At 69.3% G+C, this 18,218-nt stretch carries 18 protein-coding genes; 5 read left to right on the top strand and 13 right to left on the bottom strand.

Features of this window, described 5'->3' with window-relative positions; all coding sequences use genetic code 11:
* Positions 1 to 75: 75 nt before the first annotated feature.
* The 8 genes from alc to uraD form a co-directional block, all read right to left on the bottom strand.
* Positions 76 to 1,053: an allantoicase gene (gene alc / locus ABZW96_RS06165; protein WP_355071820.1), complete on the bottom strand. Its 978-nt coding sequence runs from the start codon at positions 1,051 to 1,053 to the stop codon at positions 76 to 78.
* A gap of 44 nt (positions 1,054 to 1,097) precedes the next feature.
* A complete protein-coding gene (locus ABZW96_RS06160) occupies positions 1,098 to 2,312 on the bottom strand; it encodes an aldolase/citrate lyase family protein (RefSeq protein ID WP_355071819.1) in 1,215 nt (404 codons plus the stop codon).
* A complete protein-coding gene (locus ABZW96_RS06155) occupies positions 2,309 to 5,071 on the bottom strand; it encodes a molybdopterin cofactor-binding domain-containing protein (protein WP_355071818.1) in 2,763 nt (920 codons plus the stop codon). The genes ABZW96_RS06160 and ABZW96_RS06155 overlap by 4 nt, the downstream gene beginning before the upstream one ends.
* Complete coding sequence (locus ABZW96_RS06150; RefSeq protein ID WP_355071817.1) at positions 5,071 to 5,913, bottom strand: FAD binding domain-containing protein; 843 nt, start codon at positions 5,911 to 5,913, stop codon at positions 5,071 to 5,073. Before ABZW96_RS06150 ends, ABZW96_RS06155 begins: the two co-directional genes overlap by 1 nt.
* A 564-nt stretch (positions 5,914 to 6,477) precedes the next feature.
* Positions 6,478 to 7,839: an 8-oxoguanine deaminase gene (locus tag ABZW96_RS06145; RefSeq protein ID WP_355071816.1), complete on the bottom strand. Its 1,362-nt coding sequence runs from the start codon at positions 7,837 to 7,839 to the stop codon at positions 6,478 to 6,480.
* The gene (gene pucL, locus ABZW96_RS06140; RefSeq protein ID WP_355071814.1) at positions 7,827 to 8,732 is read right to left on the bottom strand and encodes a factor-independent urate hydroxylase; all 906 of its coding nucleotides are present in this window, start codon (positions 8,730 to 8,732) and stop codon (positions 7,827 to 7,829) included. Before pucL ends, ABZW96_RS06145 begins: the two co-directional genes overlap by 13 nt.
* Positions 8,733 to 8,734: 2 nt before the next feature.
* Positions 8,735 to 9,052, bottom strand: coding sequence for a hydroxyisourate hydrolase (uraH, locus tag ABZW96_RS06135; protein ID WP_355071813.1), 318 nt, complete (start codon positions 9,050 to 9,052; stop codon positions 8,735 to 8,737).
* A complete protein-coding gene (uraD, locus tag ABZW96_RS06130; protein ID WP_355071811.1) occupies positions 9,049 to 9,552 on the bottom strand; it encodes a 2-oxo-4-hydroxy-4-carboxy-5-ureidoimidazoline decarboxylase in 504 nt (167 codons plus the stop codon). The genes uraH and uraD overlap by 4 nt, the downstream gene beginning before the upstream one ends.
* Positions 9,553 to 9,688: 136 nt before the next feature.
* Here uraD and ABZW96_RS06125 point away from each other — a divergent pair, with 136 nt between their 5' ends.
* Together ABZW96_RS06125 and ABZW96_RS06120 are read left to right on the top strand one after the other, a co-directional pair.
* The gene (locus ABZW96_RS06125) at positions 9,689 to 10,285 is read left to right on the top strand and encodes an NTP transferase domain-containing protein (protein WP_355071810.1); all 597 of its coding nucleotides are present in this window, start codon (positions 9,689 to 9,691) and stop codon (positions 10,283 to 10,285) included.
* A gap of 13 nt (positions 10,286 to 10,298) precedes the next feature.
* Positions 10,299 to 11,330, top strand: coding sequence for an XdhC family protein (locus ABZW96_RS06120; RefSeq protein ID WP_355071809.1), 1,032 nt, complete (start codon positions 10,299 to 10,301; stop codon positions 11,328 to 11,330).
* Here ABZW96_RS06120 and ABZW96_RS06115 read toward each other — a convergent pair whose 3' ends face one another.
* The 4 genes from ABZW96_RS06115 to ABZW96_RS06100 form a co-directional block, all read right to left on the bottom strand.
* Positions 11,331 to 12,419: an ABC transporter substrate-binding protein gene (locus ABZW96_RS06115; protein ID WP_355071807.1), complete on the bottom strand. Its 1,089-nt coding sequence runs from the start codon at positions 12,417 to 12,419 to the stop codon at positions 11,331 to 11,333. It lies immediately after the preceding gene.
* Between the two features lie 69 nt (positions 12,420 to 12,488).
* A complete protein-coding gene (locus ABZW96_RS06110) occupies positions 12,489 to 13,286 on the bottom strand; it encodes an ABC transporter permease subunit (protein ID WP_355071806.1) in 798 nt (265 codons plus the stop codon).
* 46 nt (positions 13,287 to 13,332) lie between these two features.
* Entirely contained in the window at positions 13,333 to 14,079 is a 747-nt protein-coding gene (locus ABZW96_RS06105; RefSeq protein ID WP_355071804.1) for an ABC transporter permease subunit, read from the bottom strand.
* A 115-nt stretch (positions 14,080 to 14,194) separates the two neighbouring features.
* Entirely contained in the window at positions 14,195 to 14,998 is an 804-nt protein-coding gene (locus ABZW96_RS06100) for an ABC transporter ATP-binding protein (RefSeq protein WP_355071802.1), read from the bottom strand.
* Positions 14,999 to 15,141: 143 nt separating this feature from the next.
* On the opposite strand from ABZW96_RS06100, the gene pnuC reads away from it, so the two are divergent.
* The 3 genes from pnuC (at position 15,142) to ABZW96_RS06085 (ending at position 17,387) form a co-directional block, all read left to right on the top strand.
* Entirely contained in the window at positions 15,142 to 15,837 is a 696-nt protein-coding gene (gene pnuC, locus ABZW96_RS06095; RefSeq protein ID WP_355071800.1) for a nicotinamide riboside transporter PnuC, read from the top strand.
* A 258-nt stretch (positions 15,838 to 16,095) separates the two neighbouring features.
* Positions 16,096 to 16,572: a hypothetical protein gene (locus ABZW96_RS06090; RefSeq protein ID WP_355071799.1), complete on the top strand. Its 477-nt coding sequence runs from the start codon at positions 16,096 to 16,098 to the stop codon at positions 16,570 to 16,572.
* Positions 16,569 to 17,387, top strand: coding sequence for a hypothetical protein (locus tag ABZW96_RS06085; RefSeq protein WP_355071797.1), 819 nt, complete (start codon positions 16,569 to 16,571; stop codon positions 17,385 to 17,387). The genes ABZW96_RS06090 and ABZW96_RS06085 overlap by 4 nt, the downstream gene beginning before the upstream one ends.
* 4 nt (positions 17,388 to 17,391) lie before the next feature.
* Here the strand turns inward: ABZW96_RS06085 and ABZW96_RS06080 are convergent, their stop codons facing one another.
* On the bottom strand, positions 17,392 to 18,183 hold the full coding sequence (locus ABZW96_RS06080) for a DeoR/GlpR family DNA-binding transcription regulator (protein ID WP_355071795.1): 792 nt from the start codon (positions 18,181 to 18,183) through the stop codon (positions 17,392 to 17,394).
* Positions 18,184 to 18,218 lie beyond the last annotated feature (35 nt).

Here is an 18,218-nt window from a genome sequence, read left to right as displayed (position 1 = left end):
CTCCACACCGTGTGGACGCCCACGCGTACATACGCCGAGCAGGCGCGGCCCGACACACTGCCGACATTCGCCCGCTCATGCGCCGAGCTCTCCGTACAGGCGCAGCCGCGCCAGCCCGCCGTCCGGGTAGATGTCCAGCCGCACCTCCTCCACCGACGCCGCCATCGGCGCGATCGGGAACCGGTGCCTGGTGTCGGGTTGGAGCGGGGTGCGCGGCAACAACTCCAGCTCGGTGCCGTCGTTGGTGCGACCGGTCAGCCGGGCGGCGCCCGGACTGTTGCCCAGGAAGTAGGACGTATCCAGCTCGGCGAGCCGGATCAGTCCCGGCCCGGCCAGGCGGATGCGCACCCAGTCGTTGCCGTCGTCCCTGCGGCGGGCGGTCTCCCAGCCCTCACCCATGGACCGGGCCCAGCCGGGATACAGCAACTGGTTCGGCGAGCTGTAGAAGCGATTGGAGCAGTCCAGCACCAGCGCGCCGTTCTCCAGCGCGGCCAGGTCCAGCGGACCGAGGCCGAGCAGGCGCGGGTCGGGCCGTCCTTCGCCGTGCACCCGCAGCCTGGCCACGCCGCCGTCGGGGTGCATGGTGAGTTTCACATGCGTCCAGCGCTTCTCGTTCTCGACGGCGAAAGGATTGCGGTGGTCGCCCGCAATCGGCGAGCGATCGACCAGCATCACCCAATCGTCGCGTGCGGCGATGGTTTCCGCGGGCGGATAGTCCTCGACCTCCAACGCGGACACCGAGACGGCGGGCGGGTAATTGCCCTTGAACCACGCCGTGTCCACCACGATCCCGCGGATCACGCCGGGCACGCCGAGCCGCACGATCGCGGCGTCGTCGCCGGGTTGCCCGCGGTGTCGGCGGGTCTCCCAGCCGTCGTAGATCTGTCCTTTGTGCCCGAAGTCGGACGGCCGGTACTGGGCGGGCCCCGGATTGATCAGATTCTCTTTCTCCGCGAAGAATTCGTCGTTCGCCCAGATCACCGAACCGCCCAGCGGCCGGACCGCCAGGTCCGGCAGCAGCGTGAATTCGTCGTCGTCGCCCCGGTCACGCATCGCGTCTCCTGTGTCGTGCGGGATCGTCCCGTTCGGATGGCCGATCACGGCGCCTCCGGTATCGGCGCGCGTGCCGCCAGGGCTCGCAGAACCGTCTCGGTGAGTTCCGGAGTCCCCGCGTCCGGGCGGGCACCGCAATCGATGCCACGGAGCACCGTGGCGGCCAGCGCTTCCGCGGTGGCGGGCTCGTCGACGATGTCGCCGCCGCGTCGAGCGAGGTAGTCCCGCAGGCGCGGCACCGCGACGTCGATCGCCCGGCGGAAGAAGTCGTAGGTGGCCAGCCAGCGGGTGACCAAGTGACCCGGATGCATGTCCCAGCCCTGGTAGTACCCGCGCCGCAACGCCCGGGCAACCAATCGGTGGTGGTTGCGCAGCGCGGCCTCCGGGTCGGCGTCGGGCACGATCTGGGTGGAACCATCGCATACCCACACCCCGGTCTGCGCGGCCGCGACTTGCATGACCGCCTTGGCGTAATCGGCGGCCGGGTGGTCGAGCGCCTGATCCGGTGCGGCGACCCCACAAGCGGCGGTGTAGTCGTACGTACCGAAATGCAACGCGCTGCATCGTCCTTCGGAGAGGGTGAGCATGGCGGCCACCGGCGCGGTGCCATCCGCGGCCAGGATCGCCTGCGGGCTCTCGATCTGTAGTTCGAAGCACAGGCTGCCCTCGGCGATGCCGTACCCGCGTTCCAGCCCTACGCACAGCTGCACCAGGGCGGGAACCTGCTGCGCCGCACGGATCTTCGGCACCGTGAAGACGAACCCCTCGGGCACGCCGCCCGCGCCCTCCAACACGAGGCCGAGCGTGCGCAGCGCGCGGCGACGCTCGCCGCCGCCCAAACCCTTCATCCGGATGCCGCTGCTCGCCGGGCCTCCGGGGCGCCGTGCCCAGGCAGCCAGCACCGCGCCCGCCGCCGTGGCCGCGCGGTCCTCCTCGGCGTCGGCGCGCAGGCCGTAGCCGTCCTCGAAGTCGATGCGCAGATCCTGGACCGGGTCGGCTTCCAGCCGTTTGCGCACGTCGGGAAGCGAATCGGTGCCGTCGAGAGTGGTCAGCAGATCGTGGTGGCGGTCGAGTAGTTCGACCGCGGTCGCGCCCCATTCCCCGGGAGTCTCCTCGGTGACCCGGTCGGCCGGGACGTACACGGTGTGGATCGGTTGCGAGCGACCGTTCGAGCCGGGGTATCGGCGGCGCAGCTCGGTGTCGACCGCGTCGAGCATCGCCTCGATCCGGGCGCGGACGTTCTCCGGCACCTTCGTCATCGTGATCCCTTCTCCCGCAGGGCGGCCCAGACCCGGTCCGCGGTCATCGGCAGCCCGTACAGCCGCACGCCGACCGCGTCGCGGATCGCGTTGGCCAGCGCGGGCGCGACCGGGTTGTACGGCGATTCGCTCATCGACTTGGCCCCCAACGGACCGAGCGCGTCGGACGTCTCGGCGAAGTAGACCTCCGTGCGCGGTACGTCGGCGAATTGCGGTATGTGGTAGTGCCGCAGGGTCTGCGCACCCACCACACCGTGCGCGCTGCGCATGTCCTCGTACAGCGCCGTGCCGATGGCCTGAGCCGCGCCGCCCTCGATCTGCCCGCGGCACTGCACCGGGTTGAGCACCGTCCCCGCGTCGGCGGCCTGGATCGATTGGAGGATGCGCACCGCCCCGGTGTCCGGGTGCACGGCGACGCGGAAAGCGTGCACGTTGAAGCTCACCGACCTGGGACTGCCGTCGTGCTCGGCGCGCGCGGTGAGGTCGCCACCGGTCAGCAGTTCGGCGGCGGTGAGCAGCCGGTCGCCGCAGTGCACGCCGCCGGAGTTCAGCGCGCAGTCCCGCTCGGCGACGCCGGTCAGTTCCGCCGCCCTGGCCAGCAGAAGCCCGCGCAACGCGCACGCCGCCGCGTAGACGGCCTTGCCCGCGACCACGATGCCGGTGGAGCCGAACGCGCCGGTGTCGTGGTCCACCAGGTCGGTGTCGCCGTGCCGGACCACGATGCGGTCCACCTCGGTGTCCAGCGCGGTAGCGGCGAGCTGCGCGTGCACCGTCGTCGTTCCGTTGCCGAATTCCGCCGTGCCGACCCGGATCTCGTAGCGGCCGTCGGGCAGCAGCGCGGCCGTCGCGGTCGACCGGTGACCGCGCGGCGGGACGGTCGCGATCATCGCGGCGGCCATGCCCGTGCCCACCCGCCACTCCGGGCCGGGCGCGTGCACGTCGTTGCCGCGCAGCAGCGCTCGTTCGGCGAGGTCGAGGCATTGGTCCAGGCCGTAGCTGCCGAACATGAGGTCGCTCTCGTTCACTGCGGCGCCGACGAACCGGTCGCCCGGCACTACCGCGTTGGTGCGGCGCAGTTCGAACGGTTCCATGCCGAGCGCGTGCGCGAGTTCGTCGAGAGCCGACTCCACCGCGAAGATCACCTGCCCGAGGCCGTATCCGCGGAACGCGCCGGAGGGAACGTTGTTGGTGTACACCGCCTGCGCGTCGACCCGCTTGTTGGCACAGCGGTACAGCTCCACCGACTCACCGACGCCGTGATACATCACCCCGCCGCTGTGATTGCCGTACGCGCCGGTGTCGGCGAGCACGTCGACGGCCAAGGCGGTCAGTACACCGCGCGCGTCGGCCCCCGCCGTCACCGCGACCCGCATGGGATGGCGGCAGGTCGCGGCGGTGAATTCGTCGGAGCGCGTGAACTCGTATTGCACCGGTCTGCCGGTGCGCAGCACGGCCAGCGCGATCAGGTCCTCGGCCAGCATCTCCTGTTTCGCGCCGAACCCGCCGCCGACCCTGGCCGCGAATACCCGCACCTGCGCGGACGACCGGCCGAACAGGCGGCACAATTCGTCGCGGACCAGGAACGGGACCTGGGTGCTGCACCGGATGACCAGGCGTCCGGCGTCGTCCAGCCAGCCGACGCCGCCGTGTGTCTCCAAGTGCACATGCTGACCCCGCGGCGAATCCCAGACGCCGCGTACGACATGCGCCGCGGCAGCCAGACCCGCGGCGACGTCACCCACCTCGCCGTGCAGTTCGGCGACCAGGTTGCGGCCGGGATCGACGATCCGGGCCGAGGGGGGCTTGTCGCCGTGCAGTTTCGGCGCGTCGGGGCGCAGCGCGTCCTGCGGATCGAACACCGCGGGCAGGACCTCGTAGTCGACCTCCAGCAGACGGCATCCCTCGCGGGCGATCGCGACGCTGTCGGCCACCACCGCGGCCACCCGCTGCCCCACGAAGCGAACCGCGCGGTCGAGCACGTAGGTGTCGTCGGGGTCGTCGGTGCGCAGCTCGTGCCGCGCGGTGGAGAACGGCACGTCCGGCGCGTCGGCATGGGTGAGCACCGCGTGCACGCCGGGTAGTGCCTCGGCGGTGGTGGTGCCGATCGAGCGGATTCGCGCATGCGGGTGCGGGCTTCGCAGCACCGCGATGTGCAGCGGCGCGGACGGTGGCGCGGTGTCGGCGTCGCCCGGTCGCGGCAAGTCGAAGGTGTACGGCTCGCGTCCGGAAACGATGCGCGGCCCGGCCGGGGCGCACGCTCCTACGATCGCCGCGGCCGGATCCGGTGCGACGGCGGCAGGATCGTCCGGAGTGAGCTGCTCGCCCAGCGCGGCGCGGATGGCGCGGTAACCCGTGCAGCGGCAGAGGTTGCCCTTCATCAGCTCGGCGAGTTCGTCGCCCGACACGCCGGCCTGCTCGTCGGCGGCACACCCGAGCCCCGCGGCCGTGACCACCATGCCCGCGGTGCAGAACCCGCATTGGAACGCGGCGTCGGCGACGAACCGGCGCTGCACCGGGTGCGGATGCTCGGGCGTTCCGAGTCCGGCGGCGGTGGTGACAGCGCGTCCGGCGGCGCGAAAGGCGGGAAAGACGCAGGAGTGCACCGTCATTCCGTCGACAAGCACCGAGCAGGCCCCGCAATCGCCCGTGTCACAGCCCTTCTTCACCGCCAGGTTGCCGCTGTCGCGCAGCGCCGTCCGCAGGCACTGACCCGGCCGCGCCGCGATGTCGACGGTCCTGCCGTCCACTTCGAATCGCATCAGCTTCCCCGCAGTTCCGCGGCGACCTCGTCGGCGAGCACTCCCGAGACATGCCTGCGCCACTCCGGCGACCCGTGCGGATCGTCGAACCACAACGCCGAGTCGATCGTGTGCATGGCATCGCGCATCTCGCCCTCGGAGGGCGGGGCGGCGAAGTCCAGGACGACGGGCCTGATCGTGGCGGCCGTGATCGTGACCGCGCTACGGCCACTGCCTTCCCTCCGCCCCATCACGACGGTGCCGGAGCGGCCGAGCGGGGCGAGCGCGATCTTTCGAAAGCTGGTGCGGGCCAACAGACTCGAGCGCGGTAGGCGAATCGAGCGCAGCACGTCGCCGGGCCGCAGCGCCGTACGACCCGGACCGAGGACGAACTCCCGCATCGGAATCTCCCGATCGGCGCCGTCCGCGGCCCACACCAGCGCCGTTCCGTCGAGCGCCACCAGCGCGCCGAGCACCGCACCCGCGGGCAACGCCAGGCAGACGTTGCCCCCGACGGTCGCGGTGCGCCAGATCTTGTGCGAGGCCAGCAGCGCCCGGCAGGACCGGGCGAACAGCGCGGTCCCCGGCCACGCGTCGCGCAACACCCCCGTCCCCAACTCACGGCCCGGCGCGGCTCCGGCGAACTCGGCCAGGGTGCAAGTCGCGGCGATGTCCAGTCCGCCATCCACTATCTCGAACGCGGGCCACCCCAGGCCGGTGATGTCGACCAGGCGCAGCAGCTGATCCTGCGGCTCGGAGAACAGGAAGGTTCCTCCGGCGAGCACCGCGGTGGACGCACCGAGTACGGCCAGGTCTTCGCGCTCGCGAGCGACCACCACCTCGCGAATCGTGTCCAGGTCCACGTCTCACCTCGTTCCTGCCTCTCCGTCACCGTAGAGCCAGTCGGTTGCCGCCGTATTGCGCGCGACGCACGTCAGATTGCGCGGCCGTTACCTCGCCGCGCGACGGCCCCCGCGACCGGGAAACCGTCCCGGCCGAGCGCTTACGCGGGCGTGCCGTCCACGACACCACGGCTCGCGCCCGCCTACCGGCCGTCCGAGCCGACACTGCTTCAGTATTGCTCGTCCGGCCTGACCAGGCACGACACCCCGCCCAGATCAGCGTGACGATTCTCCTCGACGAACGGCTGGGCGACGATATCGCCACCGCACCCGGCATTCCCGCCACGCCCAACTACGCGGCTGGGCGAGAGTGCCGCGCGCCGCGGCACCAACTCCCGGCCCGGCCACACCGACAGCACCGCCCGGTTCCCGATGCTGCTCGCGGCACAGTAAGGCAGGTGGGCGAACTCCCCCGGCCCGCGTCCCCGCCTCGACCGGCACAGGCCGTCCGCCGACAGCACCGGCTGCCGGTAGGCCGATCCCGCACTCCGGCAGGGCCGGCGGCGGCTGCTCCGCGCGAGTCGCTCACCCCGCCTTCGCGAGCAGCTTCGCCTGCGCCCGTGCCACCTCGGCGGCGACCACGTCGGTGTCGACCGTCCGCACCTCGCCGTCGCGCACCACCTCGCGCCCGTTCACCAGCAGCGCCGCCAGCGGTGGAGGCGAGCCGAGCACCAGTGCGGTCACCGGATCCGCGATCCCGGCGTGCGCGGCGGTGTCCAGCCGCCACAGCGCCAGGTCCGCCAGCTTGCCGACCTCGATCGAACCGATGTCGGCGGCGCGGCCGAGCACCCGTGCGCCGCCCATGGTGGCCAGTTCCAGCGCGGTGCGCACGGTCATCGCGTGCGGGCCGCCCCGATTGCGCGCCCACAGCAAGGCGTGGCGCGGCTCCTCGATCATCGAACCGGCCTCGTTGCTCGCCGCGCCGTCCACGCCGAGCCCCACCGCAACGCCCGCGCGGACCAGGTCGGCCACGCGGGCGATGCCCGCGCCGAGCCGCGCGTTCGACGTGGGGCAATGCGCCACGCCGGTACCGGTCTCCGCGAGGGCGGCGAGCGCGTCGTCGTCCAGGTGGACGGCGTGCGCGTACCAGACGTCCGGACCGAACCAGTCCAGCCGCTGCAGGTACCGCGCGGGCGTACAGCCGAAAGTCGCCAGGCAATAGTCCTGCTCGTCGATGGTCTCGGCGAGGTGGGTGTGCAGCCGGACCCCGAGCTCGCGGGCCAGCGCCGCCGACTCGCGCAGCAGGTCGGGGGTGACCGAGAAGGGCGAACACGGCGCGAGCGCGATCCGCAGCATGGCGTCGGACGACGGGTCGTGCCACCGCGCGACGGCCTCCGCGCTCGCGGCGAGGATGTCGTCCAGGCGTTCCACCAGGTGATCGGGTGGCAGGCCGCCCGCGCTCGCGCCCAGATCCATCGAGCCGCGACAGGGATGGAACCGCAGGCCCACCTGCGCCGCCGCGGCGATCTCGGCGGCGAGCGGGTCACCGCCGTCGCGCGGGAACACGTAGTGGTGATCGGTGGTGGTGGTGCACCCGGTGCGCGCGAGAGTGGCGAGCGCACCGGTGGCGGCCACGCGCACCCCGTCCTCGTCGATGCCCGCCCAGACCGGATAGAGCGTGGTGAGCCATTCGAACAGCGTGTGGTCGGTGGCCAGGCCGCGGGTGATCCATTGGTAGAGGTGCTGGTGGGTGTTCACCAACCCGGGCGTCAGCAGGCAGCCGCGCCCGTCGACGTGCCGCGCGTCCGCGCCGAGGTCCGGCGGATCCCCCGCGCCGACCGCGTCGATCCGGTTGCCCCGCGCGACGACGTACCCTCGGGCGTACTCGGTCCCCTGGGCGTCGACGGTCGCGACGGCGCAGTCCGCGATGACGGTCACCTGCTCCACGCGGGACCCGCTTCCGGCGCGTCGGCCCGCGCAACGGTGGCGTGGATCAGCCCGTAGGGGCGGTCGTCGGCGTGGTAGACCTCCCCGTGGTTCTCGATGCCGAAGCGGCCCAAGTCGTAGTCGAAGTGATGCTTGTTCGGCGCCGCGAGCCGGATTTCGGCCAGCACCGGATACGCGGTCAGCGCGGCCTTGCCCATCTCGAACAGCGTCTGCTGCAACGCCTTCGAATGCAGCGTCGCGAAGGTCTCCACCAGCCGCGCCCGCACGCCGGTGTAGACCTCGTCCCAGTCGATGCCCGCGCTGCTCGCGAAACGCCATTCGGCGATCAGTGACGTGGCCAGCATTCGATCACGGGTCGGGGCGAGCACGGTGAACTCGTCGTTCAGGAAGTCGGCGAACTCCGAGCCGGTCGACTTGAGGATGGTCAGGTCCTTCACCCCGCCGACGACCCAGGCCCGCCGCTCGGCGCCCTTCCCCGCCACGGTGACCGCCGCGGTGCGCACTTCCGGTCCCTGCCGCACCCAGGTGTGATCATGTTCCACACCGTCGACCGTCACGCGCTGCCAGGCGTATTCGTCGACCTCGATACGCGCGCTGCGCACCGGTTCGATCTCGGCGACGAAATGATCGGCCAGCGCGAGCGCGTAGTCCTCGATGGCCCGCAGCCCGGGCCGTTTCGCGAAGGCATAGGCCGTCTGCTTCTGTGAGTCGGTGGGCAGGACCTTCGCCTGGTCGCCCGCGACGTACGCGTCGGCGAAATCGCCGCGCAGCACCGTGGACACGTTCACGTCGCGAATCTCGTGCCGTGCGCTCTGCCGGTGGATCCGGACGACCCGGTTCTCCGCCTTCCCGTATCGGTGGTCGGTCAGCACGATGGGCCCGGTCAGTTCCATGCTCAGCTCCCTCGATAGGTGGAAAAGGCGAAGGGCGACAACAGCAATGGGACGTGATAGCGCCGTTCCTCCGTCACGGCGAACGCGATGCTCACCTCGGGATAGAAGGTTTCCACCCCCTGACCCGCGAAGTAGGCGCCGGTGTCGAAGACCAGCCGATAGGTTCCGGCTTCGAGCGCTTCGCCCAATGCCCGGATTCGCCCGTCCGCGCCCGTTTCGCCCGAATCGAGCTGCCGCTCCTGCTGGTACAACGTCACCGTGACGCCCGCGGCGGGCACGCCGCGCACCGCGTCCAGCACATGCGTGCTCAGCGTGCTCATGACAGCTCCGCCAGCAGCGCCCGCAGCCGGATCCGATTGATCTTGCCCAATTCTGTTCGCACGACCTGCCTTTCGGTCTCGGGATCATTGCGTAACCGGGCAGTGAGCAGCGCGAGCAGCTCCTCACCCGACTTTCCGCTCGCACACACCAGGTAGATGTGCCCGAACCGTTCCTCATAAGCGCGGTTGCCCTCGGCGAGCGCCGCGCGTACCGCGTCGGCCGCACCCGCCACTCCGGCCTGCTCCCGTGCCGAAGCGGCGGAGTGCGGTCGTTCGCCGATCCTGGGGTGACCTGCCAGGGCCGAGTCGAGCTCGGACTCCGGCAGCCGTGCCAACGCTCCGTCCGCCGCATCGAGCAGCGCCTCGACGCTCCGGTACGGACGGCCCGCGACCAGCGACCGCGCGAACTCCGGCGACGAGCAGCAGCCGAGCGCCGCCCGGTAGGCCGCGTCGGCGGACAGCGCGTCGAACGCCGCGATACCGCGTCGCTGATCCGTCATCGGACCAGCATCGAATACGACCGGACGAGCCGCCACCGGAAGCGGAGGGATCGCCTTCGGCGTGTCGCTCCGGAACCACGCCTGAGCACCGGTTTCCCATCATGCGGCGCAGACCGGCCGGTATTACCTTTGAGGCATGGCCGACCCTGATCGCCCCGCCGTCGCACCCTGCGCGGGCGTCGTGCTCGCCGCGGGCGCCGGAACCCGCTACGGAAAACCCAAAGTGCTCGCCGAGGACGGCGCCTGGCTGCGGTCCACGGTCGCCGCGCTGCGCGGCGGAGGTTGCGACCCGGTCATCGTGGTCCTCGGCGCGACCGGCCCGACGCCGGGGATCGTCGACCTGCCGCCGGGCGTACGGCACGTCTGGGCGGCGGACTGGGCGACCGGACTGAGCGCATCGCTACGGGCGGGCCTGATCGCCGCGGCCGGCACCCCCGCGCGCTACGCCGCGATCATGCCGGTGGACACCCCCGATGTCGGCGCCGACGCGGTCGCCCGGGTGCTCGCCGCCGCGCTCGCGGCACCCAGCGGTCTGGCACGCGCTGTGTTCCACGACACACCTGGACACCCTGTTGTTATAGCCCACAAGCACTGGAATGCGGTTTGTGGGTCGGCTGCAGGAGATTCCGGCGCCCGCACCTATTTGACCGGCAGAAACGATATGGTGTGCGTCACGTGCGACGATTTGGCGACGGGCGTCGATCGTGACTTCCCGGCCACGACCGCACGGTGATCGGAGCTAGCTGATGCGGGACATCGTCGACGACCTGTTGCGGGTGTGGTACTCGGGCCGGACCGGCGGACTCGGCACCATCGTGCGCACCGTGGGCGCCGCGCCCTTACCGGTGGGCTCGGCGATGCTGGTCGACCCGGACGGGGGCGTCTACGGATCGGTCGCCGCGGGCGGGCTGGAGGACATCGCCTACGAGTCCGTGCTCCAGGCCGCGCGGACCGGCCGCCGCGCGATGCACCGTTTCGGCGTGGCCGGCGGCGTGGACGGGGGCGCGCACGGCGAGGGAATGATGGACGTCTTCACCGAACCGTTCTCTCGAAGACACTTCCCGGAGTTCCCGGAGGTCGCCGCCGAGATCGCGGCGCACCGCAGGGTCACCGTCTTCACGGTGGTGTGGAACTCCGATGCCGACCTGATCGGCCAGCACCTGATCACCGACAAGCGGCACGCCACCGAATTGGTCGCGCTACCCGATTCCGATGTCTTCGTCGCCTCGTTCGCTCCGCCGCCGCGCCTGATCATCTTCGGCGCCAATTCCTTCGCCGCCGCACTCACCGTGCAGGCCAGGTTGCTCGGTTACCGAGTGACCATCTGCGACTCTCGCCCCAATTTCGCTACGCCGGAATCGTTTCCCGGCGCCGAGGTCGTGGTCGACTGGCCGCACCGCTACCTCAACATCCTCTCCTCGGCAGGTGAAATCGACAGCAGCACGGCCATAGTCGTGCTGTCGCACGATCCCACCTTCGAAATTCCACTACTCACCGTGGCGCTGCGACTACCCGAGGTCGGCTATCTCGGCGCCATGGGGTCACGCCAGGTGCACATCCGGCGCATGGAGGACCTGCGCGCAGGCGGTTTCGGCGAGGAGACGCTGTCGCGGCTGCACTCGCCCGCGGGATTCGACATCGGCGCACGCACCGCGCCCGAGATGGCCGTCGCGATCGCGGCCGAACTGCTGGCCGCCCGCGCCGCGCAGCCGGTGCGAGCGGTCGATCCGTACAGCGGCGAAATCCCGATCACGCCGAAAACCGCTGTGGGTCTCTGATCATTTCAGGCCGGGGTGCTCGGCATACACCTCGCGCAATACGGACAGGTCGAACAGTTGCGCGGCCTTGATGTCTATTTTCGCGGCACGCAGCGCGGCGATGTTCTGTTCGATCAGGGCGTCGGTCATCGAGAGCAGTCCGCCCGTGGCGGTATCCGCCGAAACCACTAGATCGTTCTGCGCGACAGCCTCTTTCGTCTGCTCGGCGAGATCGAGCTTCTGATCCTTGCCGTACACCTCGACCGCGAGCCGGGCCGCTTCGGCCGGATCGGCCACCGCGTCCTTCCAGCCCTTGATCTCGGCGGCCAGAAACGCCTTCAACTTGTCGCGCTCTTTGTCGATGGTGGACTGCGCGACCGTGAGCGTCTCGGCGACCAGCGGCAGATTGAAGTCGGCGAACAAGAAGTGTGTGTTCTGGAAGCCCTTGGCCGCCAGCGTGATCGGTTCGTTCGTCACGTAGCTGACCCATCCGTCGACCTCCCCGTTGGCCAGCGGGGTCGGGTCGAATTGGGCGGGCACGACGGTGACATCGCCCGGCTTCAACCCGTTGGCGGTGAGCAGCGCGTTGAAGATCAACTGGTTGGTGTCCTGCACACCGATCTTGCGGCCCTTCATGTCCTCGGGCGTCTTGATCGGTTTCGCCGCGGAGGACACGATCGCGAACGGGTTCTTCTGATACGTGGTGGCGACGATCTTGGCGGGCAGGCCCTCCAGGATCGCGGGTGCGGTGGTCTGCGGCGCGGACAGGCCCAGCCACACCTTCCCGGTATCCAATCCGGCCTCTACCGACGTGCTGGCCGCGCCGCCCGCGATCAAGTCGACCGAGCCGAAACCCGCCTCCTTGAAATAGCCTTTCGAGTCGGCGAAGTATTCGCCCGCGAATTCGATGTTCTTCAGCCAGGAAAGCTGCACCGCGACGCCGCCGTATTTCGATCCGTCCGCGGTGGTGCCGCCCGGCGAATCACCGGAGCTCCCTCCGCAGGCGGCCAGTGCGCCCGCACCGCCGAGCGCGGCGCCGGCGAATGCGGAGTAACGGAGGAAGGAGCGTCGGTTCAGGTGCCCGAACGTGGAGCGGTGCGCGGGTGTCATGGGCCGAATCTAAGCGCAGCGCGTTTCATTTTCTTTACTTTGGCGTTCCGAGCGAGGAATTCGGTTCGGTCAGAGTCGTCCCGCTTCCGGTCCGAACCGGGCCAGCACCAGGTTCTCCACGACACCGACGATCGCGTAGAGCGCCACCGAGACCAGCGTGACGATGACGATCGATGCCCACAACTTGCTGTACTGGAACGTGGGGATCGCCCGGATCAAGCCGGCGCCCAGGCCGGTGCCGCTGCCGAGCCACTCACCGAGCAACGCGCCGATCAGCGCACCCGGCACCGAGATCCGCGCGGCGGCGAACACCGAGGGCAGCGCCGCGGGCACGGCCACCATGCGCAGCCCGGTCCACCGCGATCCGCCGTACGCGGCCACCAGTTCCAGCGCCTGCCGCGGCGCGTTGCGCAATCCCGCCATGATCATGACCAGCGCGGGGAAGAACACCACGATCGCGGCGAGCACCGCGACCCCGGCCTGGCCGCGGCCGAACACCAGCACGATGATCGGCGTGAGCGCCACCAGCGGAACCGAGCGCAGCAGCATCGCCACCGGCAGGAAGGTCTGCTCGATCGCGGCGAACGACACGAACAGCGCGGCGACCACCAACGCGGCGAGCATGCCCGCGCCGAACCCGAGCGCCGCGTCACGCAGCGTGATCTGCAGGTCGTCCAGGATCGCCTGCCGCGCGGTCGCGGCGTTGGGCGCCGTCACCAAGTAGGTCCAGATATCGCCGGGCGTCTTGCCCACCCGCGGGCCGACCTGCGGAAACGCTTTCAGGAAGACGTACCAGATCACCAGCATCAGCACCAGCGATGTGCACAGCGGGAAAAGGAAGATCCCGATCCGTCGCAGCAGATTCATCGGACCTCCCCCGTGACCTGGTGCAGCGCAACGCGCGTGGAGATCTTCATCGCGCCTCCCGGACGGTCCAGGGCGCGGCCAGGCGGGCGGCCAGCGCCACCAGCGCGTAGCCGAGTCCGGCCAGCGCGGCGGCCGCCAGCGCCATGCCCCAGGTGCGTGGCACGTTGTAGGAGGTCTGGGCGGCGGTCAGCGCCACCCCGATGCCGCTGTCCACGCCACCGAGGTACTCGCCGATGATCGCGCCGAGCACGGCCGACGGCGCGGCGATCTTCAACGCCGCGAACGTGCTCGGCAGCGCCGAGATCGCCTGCACCCGGTACAACTGCTGCCAGCGTCCGCCGCCGTAGGCGCGCACCAGCTCCAGGCTGGTCCGGTCGGCCGAGCGCAACCCGGCGACGGTGCCGACCATAGTGGTGAAGAAGCAGTACATCGCGGCAAGGAAGACCGTCGGGGTGCGTCCGCCGAACACCACAAGGATGATCGGGCCCAGCGCGAGCAGCGGAGTGCAATAGCTCAGGATCGCCAACTGGGTCGCCAGCGACTCGATCGGCGGGACCAGCACGATCAGGACGGCCAGGGCGATGGCCAGGCCGTTGCCCCAGACGAATCCCTGCAGCGCGCCGAGCGCGGTGATCCGGAAATTAGGGCCGTACAGGCCCCATCCGTCGGAGTACATGGTGTGCAGCACCTGCCAGGGACTCGGTATGGTGCCGCCCGCTACCTCGAACGCCGCGAGCGCCCACCACACCGCGACCAGCCCCAGCACGCCGAGCACGCCGCCGAAGCGCTTCACGCCGTATCCCCTGTCCGCCGGACGCACGGCTGCCGCCGCAGCGGCCCAGTGCGCACGCTCGCCCGCTGCCAGCCCGGCTTACGGTGCCGCACACAGCGTTCCGGTTGGTGCTCGTTCATGCGACGCCTCCTTTTCCGGCAGTCCCGAACAGCAGCTCGGACAGATAGTCGTGCAGCTTGTGGAATTCCGGTGTCCGCATCATCTCGGGCAGCCGTGGACGCGGCAGATCGATCTCGACCAGTTCCAGCACCCGCCCCGGCCGCGGGCTCATCACGGCCACCACGTCGGACAGGAACACCGCCTCCGCGATGCCGTGGGTCACCATCAACGTCGTCGCGGGCTTCTCGGTCCAGATCCGCAGCAACTCCAGATTGAGCCGCTGCCTGGTCATGTCGTCCAGCGCTCCGAACGGTTCGTCCAGCAGCAGCACGGTGGGCTTCACCACCAGTGCGCGCGCGATCGAGACGCGCTGGCGCATGCCGCCGGACAGCTGCGCGGGCTTGGCCTTCTCGAAGCCGTCCAGCCCGACCAGGCGGATCAGGTCATCGATCTGCCCCGGCTCCGGCGTGATGCCCGCGACCTGGAGCGGCAGCGCGATATTCGACGCCACCGATCGCCACGGCAGCAGCGCCGAATCCTGGAAGGCGATGCCGAACGCGTGCTTGCCGCGCAGTTCGGCGGGCGTCGAGCCGTCGATCAGCGCCTTGCCCGCCGTCGGCGTCTCCAGGCCAGCGAGAATGCGCAGCACCGTCGACTTGCCGCAGCCGGACGGACCGAGCAGCGACAGGAACGCGCCCTGCTCGGTGTGCAGATCGACGCTCGCCAGCGCCTGCACGGTTTTCCGCCCGACCCGGAAGGTCTTGGTCAATCCGCTGAGATGAATTCCGGTCCCCCCGGCGGTATCGCTCTCCGTGCTCATGACGGCCACCATAGGAGCACCCCGTTGCACGGACATTGCGAATGGCGTCGCCAGATTGCGCAATCGTTACGGTCCGCACCGCGCATTTCCGATCGCGGCGATCCGAACGGATGAGATACGCCCCGCCGCGGGTTACACGACAGGTGAACCCGATCCTCACGCTGCTCGACGCCAAGCTGCACATCGCGGGCTCGGAGATCCTCTGGCGCGAGGTGGTCGGCAACGGCTTCGGCTTGGCTTCCGCGATCGGCGGCATGCGGCGGCGGGTCTGGGCCTGGCCCGTCGGCATCGCCGGGAACGCGCTGCTGTTCACCGTATTCGTCGGTGGGGTGTTCCACACTCCGCAGCAGCTGAACATGGCCGGACAGGCCGGACGCCAGCTGATGTTCATCGCGGTCAGCGTGTACGGCTGGTGGAGCTGGTACCGGCACGCGGCACGCGGGACCGCGCTCGAGCACCGCGGCGTCGACCCGCGCTGGGCGAGCACGCGCGAACGCGTCGTACTGGTGGTGGCGATGCTCGCGGGCACGGCCGTTTTCGCCCAGCTCTTCGAATGGCTCGGTTCCTACGGCCCGTGGGCCGAGGCATGGATCTTCACCGGCTCGGTGCTGGCCACCTACGGCATGGCCAGGGGGCTGGCCGAGTTCTGGTTGATCTGGATCGCGGTCGACCTGGTCGGCATTCCACTGCTGGTGCGTGCGGGCTACTACCCGTCGGCGACGCTGTATCTGGTCTACGCGGGATTCGTAGCCTGGGGATTCCTCGTTTGGGCGCGAGCCATGCGCCGACCCACCGGCGCCGATACGCCGCTGAATCGGTTCAGCACCGCCGATCGGTAACCGACCGACACTTGGTCCAGCTATCAGTAATTCGTTCGCTACCAGCCTGATCCGGGCTTCAATTTATTCCCAATGGTGGGAATAACTGTGGTGCCACGTGTTTGCCACACTTGCGAAGAAGCCCAAAACCGCACAGAGCCCGAGCTGCTCGACATCCTGATGACCGCGCCACACCACCGCTGGTAGGAACGATTTTCCGGCATGTGAGCGTCATGATCCGCGGGCCTGAGCACTTCGGCCCGCGGAGGAACAGCCAGCATGACATCGCCATACATCCGCGAGATCCGACTGATTGCCGATCATGTACTGGCGGTCCCGGAATGCTTCACGCCACACTATGTCTCCTCGGCGTGCGGGACGGAGTTCAGTGCAGTACCCTGCGCCGATCCGCAGGCACGCGAATTCGTGGCATACCCAGACGTCGGGCCGTTCTCATCAATCGTGTTCCGCGCCCCGCGCACGGGGGCAGTCGGCTCACATGCCCTGGTGATCATGCACGTCGCGATGGACGTCCGCATCACCCGCGCGGATATGGCCGGGATCTTCGAACTCCCGATGGAAAACACACGGGTCGACCCGAGGATTCCGCCCGAAGGAGCGGTTTCGTTCACCTCTGAGCATGGGGCGAGAAAGCTGCGCATCAGATTCCATGCCCGCTCGCAACTCCTCAGAGATATATCCGTACACGAGAACCGTGGACGAGCTCGGAGCCTCGGCAGCGGTAGCCCGGAATGAGACGTCTCCGCGAACTGTTCCTGAACCTGACGACCGGCCTACGCCGCGATCTATCGAGATACGCGAATGCCGCATCGCACAATGTCCATAATCTCAGCGGAGAAGTCAACCTGACCGTCGCCAAGACAATTGACGCCGATCTCGCCGGTCGGGATGCCATCCGAAGGGAAACCCTGGAAATCCCGGAATACCAGAAACGCCTACAGCGGCTCGGCTACTCGACGTCCGTAGAGACCGGGCTGGGCGGAGAAGTCGACGAAATCGCCGGGTTATCCGAGGACCTCATTCGTCAGATCCAGGACGTACAGCAGTTCGGATGGACCATTCGCTACGGAAAGAGAGGGGACGGAACCTATGCCGACTACGACGAGAAGGCTGTTGTTCTCGATCGCAATATGGAAGGCAACGCCAGAGCCTCCGCCGATGCGCTCGCACATGAGATCGACCATGCCCACCCCGGTAATCCGCATAACGACGCCCCCTCGCCGCCGATGGGCCGAACGCGGGAGCAATGGGTGGTCGATCATGTGGACCGGTCGCTGCGGAACGAGGGCCATGCCGTCATGTCACAGCTCGCCATACGCCGCCAGATACTCGAAAATGGCGGGCCGGACATCAATCACAGCGTCTCGGGGAAATACCGCAGGATTTATGAGAGATATCGCGGTGGAGAGTTCTCCCACGACGAGGCGGTACAACGAATAGCTGATCACTATCGCTTCGAGAGAGGAAGCCACAGCAATATGTCGTACGGCCAGAACTTCCGTCAGTGGTACGAAGATTATTGGGACACTTGGATCGCGCAGACGGCGTGAGCGCCTACACCACGTCGACCCGCACGCCCGCCGCCCGGATCGCCTGCACCGCCCCCGGATCCGCGCCGGTATCGGTGACCAGCACCTGCACCTGCTCGATGCCGCAGATGCGGGCCAGTGCGGTGCGCTCGAGCTTGTCCGCGGTGGCCACCACCAGCACCCGGCCGGAACGCCGCACCATCTCGGTGGTCACCCCGGCCTCGTCGATGTGCCTGCACTGTGCGCCGCCCTCGACGGAGATCGCGTTCACGCCGAGCACGAGATCGTCGAGCCGCAGTTCGGCCAGCGCCCGTTCGGCCAGCGGCCCGTGCAGCTCATAGGACTCGCGCCGGGCCACGCCGCCGAGAACGATCGTGCGCACGTGTGGCCGCAGCACCATCTCCCCCGCGATGTTCAGCGCGTTGGTGACCAGAGTGAGCTGCTCGTCACCGGCCGATCCGAGATCCGTGCGCACGGCCAGCGCCCTGGCCACCGCCGTGGTGGTGGTGCCGCCGTTCATCCCGACCACCGCGCACGGATCGACCAGCGACGCGGCGTGTTCGGCGATGCGCTGCTTGGCCTCGCCCGCACTCTGCCGGTAACGCGCGGGCAGATCGTAGGCCACCGAGGTCGCCACCACACCGCCGTGCGTCCTGGTGGCCAGCTGCTGTTCGGCGAGCGCGGTGAAATCGCGACGCACCGTAGCGGCGGACACACCGAGCCGCTCGGCGGCCTCCTCCACCGAAAGCCGCCCGGATTCGGCGAGCAATTCCAGCAACCGGTTCCACCGTTGCGGACGATCCGACGGCCCGGTCATCTCACACCGCCCCGCTCGCGCGGGCAACCTGCTGT

Origin of the sequence: Nocardia sp. NPDC004168 (assembly GCF_040610355.1) — a bacterium.
Lineage (GTDB): Bacteria > Actinomycetota > Actinomycetes > Mycobacteriales > Mycobacteriaceae > Nocardia > Nocardia sichangensis.
This window is presented reverse-complemented; position numbering and strand designations above follow the sequence as displayed.